General features: G+C 34.8%; 10 protein-coding genes and 1 other annotated feature. Of the genes, 8 read left to right on the forward strand and 2 right to left on the reverse strand.

The window, feature by feature from the left end:
- The first annotated feature begins 305 nt into the window (after positions 1-305).
- From V7183_RS05180 to V7183_RS05205, 6 genes are all read left to right on the forward strand, one after another.
- On the forward strand, positions 306-677 hold the full coding sequence (locus V7183_RS05180) for a DUF1992 domain-containing protein (RefSeq protein WP_097898703.1): 372 nt from the start codon (positions 306-308) through the stop codon (positions 675-677).
- Positions 678-687: 10 nt separating this feature from the next.
- Complete coding sequence (locus V7183_RS05185; RefSeq protein ID WP_335358909.1) at positions 688-1,002, forward strand: thioredoxin family protein; 315 nt, start codon at positions 688-690, stop codon at positions 1,000-1,002.
- 14 nt (positions 1,003-1,016) lie between these two features.
- Positions 1,017-1,277 carry a hypothetical protein gene (locus V7183_RS05190; RefSeq protein ID WP_335358910.1) on the forward strand — a complete coding sequence of 87 codons (261 nt, stop codon included), beginning with the start codon at positions 1,017-1,019 and terminating at the stop codon, positions 1,275-1,277.
- Between the two features lie 149 nt (positions 1,278-1,426).
- Positions 1,427-1,570: a histidine kinase gene (locus V7183_RS05195; protein ID WP_097898706.1), complete on the forward strand. Its 144-nt coding sequence runs from the start codon at positions 1,427-1,429 to the stop codon at positions 1,568-1,570.
- Between the two features lie 80 nt (positions 1,571-1,650).
- On the forward strand, positions 1,651-2,235 hold the full coding sequence (locus V7183_RS05200) for a TetR family transcriptional regulator C-terminal domain-containing protein (RefSeq protein WP_335358911.1): 585 nt from the start codon (positions 1,651-1,653) through the stop codon (positions 2,233-2,235).
- 101 nt (positions 2,236-2,336) lie between these two features.
- A complete protein-coding gene (locus V7183_RS05205; protein WP_097898708.1) occupies positions 2,337-2,588 on the forward strand; it encodes a helix-turn-helix transcriptional regulator in 252 nt (83 codons plus the stop codon).
- A 169-nt stretch (positions 2,589-2,757) separates the two neighbouring features.
- On the opposite strand, the gene V7183_RS05210 is transcribed toward V7183_RS05205, so the two are convergent.
- Entirely contained in the window at positions 2,758-4,041 is a 1,284-nt protein-coding gene (locus V7183_RS05210; RefSeq protein WP_097898709.1) for an MFS transporter, read from the reverse strand.
- 106 nt (positions 4,042-4,147) lie between these two features.
- Positions 4,148-5,461: an alkaline phosphatase family protein gene (locus V7183_RS05215; RefSeq protein WP_335358912.1), complete on the reverse strand. Its 1,314-nt coding sequence runs from the start codon at positions 5,459-5,461 to the stop codon at positions 4,148-4,150.
- A 156-nt stretch (positions 5,462-5,617) separates the two neighbouring features.
- Between V7183_RS05215 and V7183_RS05220 the strand changes: the two genes are divergently transcribed.
- Both V7183_RS05220 and proS read left to right on the forward strand, forming a co-directional pair.
- On the forward strand, positions 5,618-5,902 hold the full coding sequence (locus V7183_RS05220; protein WP_097898711.1) for a YesK-like family protein: 285 nt from the start codon (positions 5,618-5,620) through the stop codon (positions 5,900-5,902).
- Between the two features lie 104 nt (positions 5,903-6,006).
- Positions 6,007-6,216: a binding site (T-box leader), on the forward strand.
- Positions 6,217-6,259: 43 nt separating this feature from the next.
- Positions 6,260-7,690, forward strand: coding sequence for a proline--tRNA ligase (proS, locus tag V7183_RS05225; protein ID WP_335358913.1), 1,431 nt, complete (start codon positions 6,260-6,262; stop codon positions 7,688-7,690).
- Positions 7,691-7,792 lie beyond the last annotated feature (102 nt).

The following is a 7,792-nucleotide window of genomic DNA, read 5'->3' on the forward strand; positions in this document are numbered from 1 at the left end:
TCAATTCAACTTCACACGAACTTCATATATAAAATAGAATATAATAATAATCTGTTTTATGGATTGGGTTATATGTCTAATCTAAAAAAATAAAGGTGAGAACTACGTAAAAAGTAAAAATATTAGCTTAAAATTTAGACTGAAAAGGCCCCATCAGTAAAGAGAAAGACTTTCTCAATATGAAAATTAGGTTGTTTAGAAGATAATTTGAGAAAAAATTGTGTAAGGGTGTTACTTCACATCGTAGCGACATTTTAAAATTTCATGTAAAATAATAGTAAAAATATGTAAGGGGAGGGAAGGAAGTGGATGTTTTCTTGAGTATTGCTGAGGAAAGAATTCGTCAAGCAGTTCATAATGGTGATCTTGATGATCTACCTGGTAAAGGAAGACCACTGCAATTAGAAGACCTTTCAATGGTACCTCCAGATCTTAGAATGAGCTATAAGATTTTGAAAAATGCTCGAATGATTCCAGCAGAGATGGAACTACAAAAGGATATATTGAAAATAGAGGATTTAATTGCGTGTTGTTATGATGAAACAGAGAGAACAAGATTGCAAGAAGAGTTAACTGCAAAAACGCTGCGATTTCAACAGTTAATGGAAAAGAGAAAAATAAAAGGAAATTCGGCATTTCGTATGTACCAAAATCAAGTGTTTCGTAAATTACGTTAAGAGGGATAATATGAGAGATTTTCAAACGATAGAAGAATTAGTAGCATATATTGAAGAAAAAGACTTAGCACTTTTATTCATCAAAACTGAAAACTGTGGTGTTTGTGATGTGATGTTAGAGAAAGTAAGTCGCTTATTAGAACACTATCAAGGTGTAGAAAACATTGTAATCTCACTACAGGATATGAGAGAAATTTCAGGGAAGTATTTAGTGTTTACAGGTCCAACAGTTTTATTATTTCATGAGGGTAAAGAGATACTTCGTGAGTCACGATTTATTTCTTTAGAGAAGATAGAGCGAGTACTACGATTAGTTGAAAAATAAAGGGGGCCTTTTATATGGGATTTGCAATAGCGGCACTATTATTTTTAGTTTTAATTGGAATGATTGCAAAATCAATTCGGGCAAGCAGAAAGAAAGTGAACCTTTATAAAACAGGTAGTGGAGATAGTACAACAACTACAACTACAACTACTTCTACACCAATTTTCTTTGCAGGATCAGATAGTGATAGTTCAAATGATTGCGGAAGTTTCTCTGGGGGAGATAGCGGTTTTTCAGGCGGTGATGGTGGTAGCTGTGGCGGCGGTGGAGATTAATGAAAAATGCGCTCTTTATGGGCGTATTCCTTTTTAAACAAACGTTTGATTAGTTGGCCTAAACCTGTATAGAATCAGCTAAACAAACGTTTGTTTAAGAGTGATATATTGATAAATCAGGAATATATGATGTTATAAGGGGAATGAACATGGAGAAAAAGCCAGAAGTTAAAAATAAAGGAAAAGTAGCATTATTTTTATTAGTGGCAGGTGGTGTATTTATTATTAAATTGGGCTTTAAGATTGGAGCTATCCATATGATTAAAACGTGGTTTGAAAATATATTTTCTTAAATCAGGAATATAGCCTCTTGTAATGGAGGTTTTATATTTGTTATTATTGGACTGAACGGTCGGTTTTATGAGGTGTAAATATGAGAAAAAGTGCAGAAGAGATAAAAAAAGAAATAGCCTATCAAGCGGAAGAATTGTTTTCACGAAAAGGATATGCCGCAACATCTATGGAAGATATTTGTGAAATTACAGAGCGTAGTAAAGGTAGTATTTATTATCACTTTAAAAGTAAAGAAGAATTATTTTTATTTGTAGTAAAACAACATACGTATGATTGGCTTGAAAAATGGAATGTGAAGGAAAAGCAGTATCGTACGAGTACTGAAAAATTATATGGTCTTGCTGAATATCATGTAGAAGACACGCAACATCCTATTTTTAGTGCAGTAGAAGAATTTTCTACAAGCCAAGTGGTGAGCAAAGAGATTCTAGATGAAATGCTAGTTTTAGCAAGAGCGTCATATGCTGTCTTTGAAAAATTAATTGAAGAAGGCATAAAATCCGGAGAATTCCGTCAAGATGATATTCGTGATCTTATGTATATTGTAAATGGTTTATTATCTGGACTTGGCGTACTTTACTATGAGCTAGATTCTACAGAGATGAAGCGAATTTACAAAAAGGCAATCGATGTATTACTACAAGGAATGGCGGCTGAATCTTAAATCAGCAGCTTTTTTCTTACACTGAATTAGACTGAACGGTCGGTTTTGAAAAAGGGGGCAGTTACCGCTCCTTTTTTGTCTGGAAATTTTTTGACAACTATATGTACCGAATATATACTGATGTTGTAAAACCGATTTTACAGGTTAGGAGAAATAGCGTGAAAAATCAAATCTACGAATTGCGCACTGAAAATAATATTTCACAAGGTGCATTAGCTGATAAGTGTAAAGTATCAAGACAGACGATAAATGCAATTGAAAATAATAAATATGATCCAAGTTTAGCACTAGCATTTCGTTTGGCTGAAGTGCTAGGGACAACTGTTGATAAATTATTTTTATATAAGCAATAAGGAAAGACAATTTTTAGGAAAGTAAAATGAGTTTATTGTTTCTGCTTGTAGTAGGGGTAAGTGCTATGGCATTTGCACTTTATTATTGCTTAACAGAGCTTCGGGGTAAGTGGTATAGATAGAAGATCCATAAAAAAATGTCCCTGTCATATAGAAAGGGACATTTTTGTTATAGTGTTTCTGATTTTGGAGCAGGGGGTGTAACAGAAGGAGCATTTTCGGGTACTCGTGTTAGTACAAATCCACCGATAACAAATAGGACGATAACACTTAGTACACCAGCGTTTGTTTTTCCTGTTAATTGAGTTGTTACACCGACCAATACAGGTCCCATAATAGCTGCGAATTTACCAAAAATATTATAAAATCCGAAGAATTCATTTGCGGATTCTTTCGGAACTAATTTAGCGAAATAAGAGCGGCTGAGTGCTTGAATCCCGCCCTGAGAAGTTGCAACAAGCATTGCCAGAATCCAAAAATCTAGTGTTGTTTTTAAGAAATAAGCATATGTGCAAATAATGATATAAATAATAATACCGACATATAACATCTTTTTACCTGTGAATGTTTCAGAGAGTTTTCCATATAACAAAGCGAATGGACAAGCGACAATTTGTGTTACAAACAAAATGATAAGTAAGCTTGTTGCACTAATCCCGAGATCTGTTCCATAAGCAGTGGACATGGTAATAATTGTATCAACCCCGTCGATATAGAAAAAGTAAGCGAGTAAGAATAAAAATACAGTTCTATATTGCTTAATATTTTTAAAAGTAATAGCTAAACGTTTAAAACTCATTGTAATTGGTCTTGGATGCCGTTCAATATAGTGCGTTTGTTCTACATTTTTAAGCATTGGAATTGTAAATAATCCCCACCAAAGTGCTGTAATTGCAAAGGAAATTTGACTAGCGATGCCGACTGATAATGGAATAGCTCCCTTTTGTGCAAGGATAATAAGAGCGATACAAGCGATAAAAGGAATTGTGCTTCCAATATAACCGAGTGCAAAACCGCGTGTTGAAATTCGATCCATTCTCTCTGCTGATGTTACATCTACTAAGAACGCATCATAAAAAATATTCGCCCCAGCAAATCCAACTAAAGCGAGCATATAGCATCCTAGGAGTAAGTGCCATTGTGATGTAGGAACAACTGCTAACATGCTTGTAAATATAATGCCGAGTCCAAAAAAGAATGTGAAAAAGCGTTTTTTAAACCCTTTATAATCAGCAACTGTACCAAGAATAGGAGCAAGAATGGAAATTAAAAGCGTAGAGAAAGAATTCGCATATCCCCAAAAAGCCGTTGAAGTTGCACCTGATAAACCTGCATTTTTTGCTGCAGCTTTGAAATAAATCGGAAATATTGCAGTTGTAATGACGAGCGAGTATACCGAGTTTGCCCAATCATACAATATCCAGCTCTTTTCTTGCCTGGACATTTTTTTCATAAAATGTTCCTCCTTAAAAATGTTCTAATATTAGTGTACAAAAATAAAAATTTAAAAAAGAGAAACAGAGATAAGTTTTACATAACTTTTACATATACACATTTCTTTACAATTGAAGTAAATCCTCTATCACAGTTCCGTCTGTCTCACCAAGGTGTAATCCAAGTAATCTGGCAATGGTAGGGCCTTCGTCGATCAATCTCATATATGGAATGGTTGCACCTTGACGAATTCCTTTTCCAGAGGCGATAAAGATTGTTTCATAGTTTGGTTTTGTCGGAGAATATCCATGTGTACCAAATGTATACTTTTTATTGGAAGTTACATCTTTTTCTGTAATTTCTTTTATAAAATCTCCCGTATAATTTTCAATGAAGTAATAGCCCTCTCTTGCTTCTAACATGAAAAGGCAATTTCCATCAGCACCGCGCTCTTTTGCATCTTCATCATGGAGAACAAATTCGATTCCATTTTGTTTATCTTGAAGAAGTTCTTCAAGAAGGTGTTGAACCGTTTGGATGGTTTGAGTATCATTTTTATCTTTCACATACACGTAGGCAGAGCCGTCACAGCTTTGACAATAGGCTTTCCAACTTGTTAGTTTTCCTTTTTTGTTTACAGAAATTAGTCCTTTTTGATGGAAAAGAACATTTAATTGAATTGCTTTATTTTCACTTAGAGCACTATGGTCACCAAGAGCAATAATTGTACTGTTTTCGTACATACCACTTTTTTGCAATGCATTGATGATTTGCCCTAGTCGTTCATCATGTCGATGAATAGCTGCTTGGGTTTCTTTAGAAGTAAATCCATGATAATGTCTTTGCGTGTCTAAATCTGTAAAGTGTACAAACATAACGTTAGGTTTTTTTGTTTGAATGGTATGTACAGCAGAGGCAAGGACAAAATCATCAAGCTCTGGCTGTGACAATCCATTTCTAATATGGCCAAAACGACGATTTAAATCTAGCTGATACAACGGGCTTCCGCTAAATAATGAAACAAGAATTTGATTTTGCCACGGTCTGTTTGGAAAGATTTCAGGTAAGTTGTAGTCGATTTTTGCCCTTCCTGTAACTGGCCATAGGAGAGCAGCAGTCGTTAAATTTGCTTTTCTTGCTTCGTCATATAATGTCGTTCCTTTAATGGAACGGCGGTACCAATGCCAATCTGGTGATTCCCGGCCAGGCTGAAGTAATGTATTATTTACAACACCATGTTTGTTAGGATAGTTACCAGTGACAATAGTGGCGTGACTTGGATATGTTACAGAAGGATAAATAGCTTCTACCTTTTTTGCAATTGCACCTTGTTCTATTAAAGAACGAAAATGAGGAAGTTCTTGTAATATAGGAAAATCTAAAGCTGATAAACAGTCAAAAGATAAAATAATTACATGATTTGTTAATGGGTTTCCCATTGTGTATACCTCCTGATTATATGTAACCTATTATTATATATTACTATTAACACCTAGTTATAAAAACTTATATTTGAAGAAAGTTTATTATTTATTTTTTGAATTTTTAAACATATAATATATATTATAGGGAAATGAATGGAAGGAGGGAATGGGATGGATGGATTTGAAGTGTTTTTTATAATTGGGGCTGTAACAATTCTCATTGTATTTGCTGTTTCATTTTTATTAAAGAAGCGATTCCCAAAGAGATCATTTGATATTATATTTGCACTCATTTTAATTCTTCTTTGTTTAGCTTTCTTTCCAGTTACAATCTTCGCTATTGGCGGATGGGATGGAATGGGTTACGGTATTGCATGTTTCTTTGTTTTAGTGGGAACACTTATCGGTATGATTACTCATCAAATCGTAAAACTCTTTCGGAAAACTTATGTATAAATGCAGTATAAAACAGAAAAAAATGAAAAGAATATATAAAAATAAGAAAAGTAGCTATTGTTTTGAAATAGAATTTATATTATGATATTCAACAAATTTATCTTGTTATAACGATGAAAAAGGATTAGTACATGTCCCACCTTTTTTGTAGAGAGAGAATCCGTTTGGCTGGAAGATTCTTAAAAAGGCGATATGGAACCTACCTTTGCGTTCTGCATATGCAGCGGGAAATTCCCGTTATCAAAAAGAGAGCATGTATAATTTATTTGTGCATGAATCAGGGTGGTAACGCCGGCAAAAGCTCGGTCCCTATTTTGGGGACACGGGCTTTTTTTATTTTCTAAAGGAGGAATAGCTATGGCAAAAGAACAGGTACAAGCCATTACAAAAATGGAAGAAGACTTTGCACAGTGGTATACCGATATTGTAAAGAAAGCTGAACTTGTGGATTATTCAAGTGTAAAAGGATGTATGATCTTACGCCCATATGGGTACGCATTATGGGAAAATATGCAGAAAGTGATGGATAAAAAATTAAAAGAGTCTGGTCATGAGAATGTGTATATGCCAATGTTTATTCCAGAGAGTTTACTTCAAAAGGAGAAGGACCACGTGGAAGGGTTTGCACCTGAGGTAGCGTGGGTTACACATGGAGGAGATGAGAAGTTAGCGGAAAGACTTTGTGTACGTCCAACATCTGAAACGTTATTTTGCGAGCATTTTTCAAAAATTGTCCAGTCTTATAACGACTTACCAAAATTATATAATCAATGGTGTTCAGTAGTCCGCTGGGAAAAAACGACGAGACCATTTCTTCGTACAACTGAATTTTTATGGCAAGAAGGTCATACAATTCATGAAACGGCAGAGGAATCTCAAAAGGAAACATTAAACATTTTGAATCTATATGCTTCTTTTTGTGAAGATTACTTAGCTATTCCAGTCATTAAAGGGCAGAAAACGGATAAAGAAAAGTTCGCAGGAGCAAAGGCAACCTATACGATTGAAAGCTTAATGCACGATGGAAAAGCGCTTCAAACAGGAACATCTCATAATTTTGGAACGAATTTCTCTGAAGCATTTGATATTAAGTTTTTAGATCGGAATGGGAAATGGCAATATGTACATCAAACATCTTGGGGTGTATCAACAAGAATGATCGGTGGATTGATTATGGTCCATAGTGATAATAACGGGTTAGTAATGCCGCCTAAAGTGGCACCAGTACAAGTTGTTATCGTACCAATTGCGCAGCATAAAGAAGGCGTTCTAGAAAAGGCAACGCAGTTGCAAGGTCGTATTCAAAAAGTTGCTCGTGTGAAGATAGATGCTAGTAATAAAACGCCTGGATGGAAATTTAATGAGTATGAAATGAAGGGTGTTCCAATTCGATTAGAAGTTGGTCCAAAAGATATTGAAAAGAACCAAGTAGTACTTGTGAGACGTGATACGAAGGAAAAAGAATTTGTATCCATGAATCAATTAGAAGAACGAATTACAGCGTTACTTGATGAGATTCATCATACTTTATTTAATAAAGCAAAGGCGTTTCGTGATGAACACACATATAGTGTTACGACCTTTGAAGAAATGAAGCAAGCAGCTGACGAAAAACAAGGATTTATTAAAGCAATGTGGTGTGGTGAGCTAACTTGTGAAGAAAAATTAAAAGAAGAAGCAGGTGTATCATCACGTTGTATACCATTTGAGCAAGAACAGTTAGCAGGAGAATGTGTATGTTGTGGTAAAAAAGCTGAACATATGGTGTACTGGGGCAAGGCGTACTAATGTGCTGGTGTTTAAATTTAGCTTGAGCCGTATTCTATTTGAATACATTCCTTAATTAATAAACTGGACCTTCATCTGAAACGATATAAATCCATTTTCATT

The organism is Bacillus sp. JJ1127 (assembly GCF_036965845.1).
In the GTDB taxonomy this organism is placed as follows: Bacteria; Bacillota; Bacilli; order Bacillales; family Bacillaceae_G; genus Bacillus_A.